The following is a 2,021-nucleotide window of genomic DNA, read 5'->3' as shown; positions in this document are numbered from 1 at the left end:
TCCGGCCGGAGCCCGGCCGCCACACCTTCTTCGACTGGGGCGACTCCTCCGTCACCCACCCCTTCTGCAGCCTGCTGGTCACCTCCCGGGTCTTCCGGTACGAGTACGGCGACGAGGCGCTGCCGAGACTCCGCGACGCCTACCTGGACGCGTGGACCGCCCCCGGCCGCACCGCCCGCGACCTGCGGCGCGCGCTCGGCCACGCGCTGCGGCTCGCCGCCCTCACCCGTGCCGCCGCCTGGGGACGCCTGTTCCCCGGCAACGCGGGCCTGGGCATCTCCGAGGGCGAACCCCCGGCGACCGCGCAGTGGTTGCTGCGGGTGCTCGAGGAGCCCCGCCTCTGAGAGGCCCCGCCTCCGAGGCACCCCGCCCCCGCACTCCTGGGGGTGAACGCGCCGCCGGGGCGCAACCAAGGGCGTCCGCCAGGTGTCGTACCGGGGGAAAGGGGACTTCGTCCGCCGGCCGGCGCCTCGATCAGGGCCGCCCGGCGCGCGCGGGACCCGCGACACCTGGACCCGCACACACGGTTCGCAGAGAGAAGGCACCCGCATGCGCCGCAGCACCGCAGCCGTGGTCACCGCCACGGCGATCGCCCTCGTCCTTCCCGCCACCACGGCCACCGCCGCCCACGCCGCGTCCACGCCCGGCTTCCTCGCACCCGCCGACCTTCCGCCGCACCCGTCCTCCGACTGGTACGCCGGTGAGGTCACGGCGGGGACGCCCGACCCGCTCCCGTTCTGCTACGGCCAGGCGCTCCCTGGAGCGACCTCCCGGCACCGGGAGTTCTGGACCGAACTGGACGCCACCGCCCGTCAGGTCACCGTCGTCGAGAAGGACACCGCCTCCGCCGAGCGCCTCGCGGACCTGCTCCACCGCACCGTCAGGCAGTGCGCGGCGCGCACCGAGGCGCAGTACCCGGACGTCGACGCCACCGGCCGCAGCCTCGGCCGCGTCAACGTCGAGGAGGGCGCACGGCTGTACGCGGTCCAGGTCGACACCGAGTACACCCGTGACATCCACCTCTTCTCCGTGGGACGCGACGGCCGCACGGTGACGGTGGTCCAGTGGGGGCAGATGGGCCGCTTCAAGGACGCCCCCGTCGCCGCCTTCCGCGACACCGCCCGCACGTCCGTCGCCAAGCTCGACTGACCGGCCACCGGGCCGGAACCACCCGGGACGCCGGCGACCCGCCCGGCGGCCCGGGCCCCGGGGCACCGCTGATCACCGGTGCGCCAAAATTTTCTGATGCCGTGAAACATTCTTGGGCCCCCACCGCATCAATGAGGTGAGACGGTGCGAGAGAGGGCGGGGCGCGGGGATGCGGGACGGTCGGGCGAAGAGTGACTACACGGAGTTCGTGACGGCACGGGCGAGCCATCTCTTCCGCTCCGCGTGCCTGCTCACCGGCGGTGACACACACCTCGCCGAGGACCTGGTCCAGGAGACCCTGGGCCGTCTGTACGTGAAGTGGGGGCGGGTCTCCCGCGCCGGAAACCCGGCCGCGTACGCCCAGACCGTCCTCCACCGCACCTTCCTCGCCCACCGTCGGCGCCGGAGGAGCGGGGAACGCGCCACCGACCTCTTCCCCGACCTCGCCGACCCACGCGGCGTCGACTCCGACACACGGCTCACCCTGCTCGACGCCCTGGGACGGCTGCCCGCCAAGGACCGGGCCGTGCTCGTCCTGCGCTACTGGGAGGACCGGAGCATCCAGGAGACGGCCGAGGTGATGCACACCAGCACGGCCGCGGTGCGCACCCGGTGCGTCCGCGCCCTCGGCCGGTTGCGTGCGCTGCTCGGCGAGGACCTGGTCGAGCACGCCGCAGCCTGACCCTCCCGCACCCCGCGTCCCGCACGGCGCCGCCCGCACCACACATCCGCACGGCACGTCCCCCTCCACGACCCGGACAGGTGATTCGTCATGCCCGTTGAAGACCCCAAGGAACACGACGCCTTCGAGGAGAGGTTCGCCCGGGCCCTGCACGACGCCGGGGCGGGCTTCGAGACCCACCGCGATCTCG

Annotated in this window: 2 protein-coding genes and 1 pseudogene; all 3 read left to right on the top strand. The window is 73.9% G+C overall.

Annotated features, from left to right (window positions below):
* Positions 1 to 344: pseudogene (locus HW445_RS28575) on the top strand (aminoglycoside phosphotransferase family protein); the annotation flags it as partial.
* Between the two features lie 205 nt (positions 345 to 549).
* The gene (locus HW445_RS28570; RefSeq protein WP_180223741.1) at positions 550 to 1,149 is read left to right on the top strand and encodes a hypothetical protein; all 600 of its coding nucleotides are present in this window, start codon (positions 550 to 552) and stop codon (positions 1,147 to 1,149) included.
* A 169-nt stretch (positions 1,150 to 1,318) separates the two neighbouring features.
* A complete protein-coding gene (locus HW445_RS28565) occupies positions 1,319 to 1,831 on the top strand; it encodes a SigE family RNA polymerase sigma factor (RefSeq protein ID WP_180223740.1) in 513 nt (170 codons plus the stop codon).
* Positions 1,832 to 2,021 lie beyond the last annotated feature (190 nt).

Origin of the sequence: Streptomyces sp. UH6 (assembly GCF_013421635.1) — a bacterium.
Classification (GTDB): Bacteria; Actinomycetota; Actinomycetes; order Streptomycetales; family Streptomycetaceae; genus Streptomyces; species Streptomyces abyssomicinicus.
This window is presented reverse-complemented; position numbering and strand designations above follow the sequence as displayed.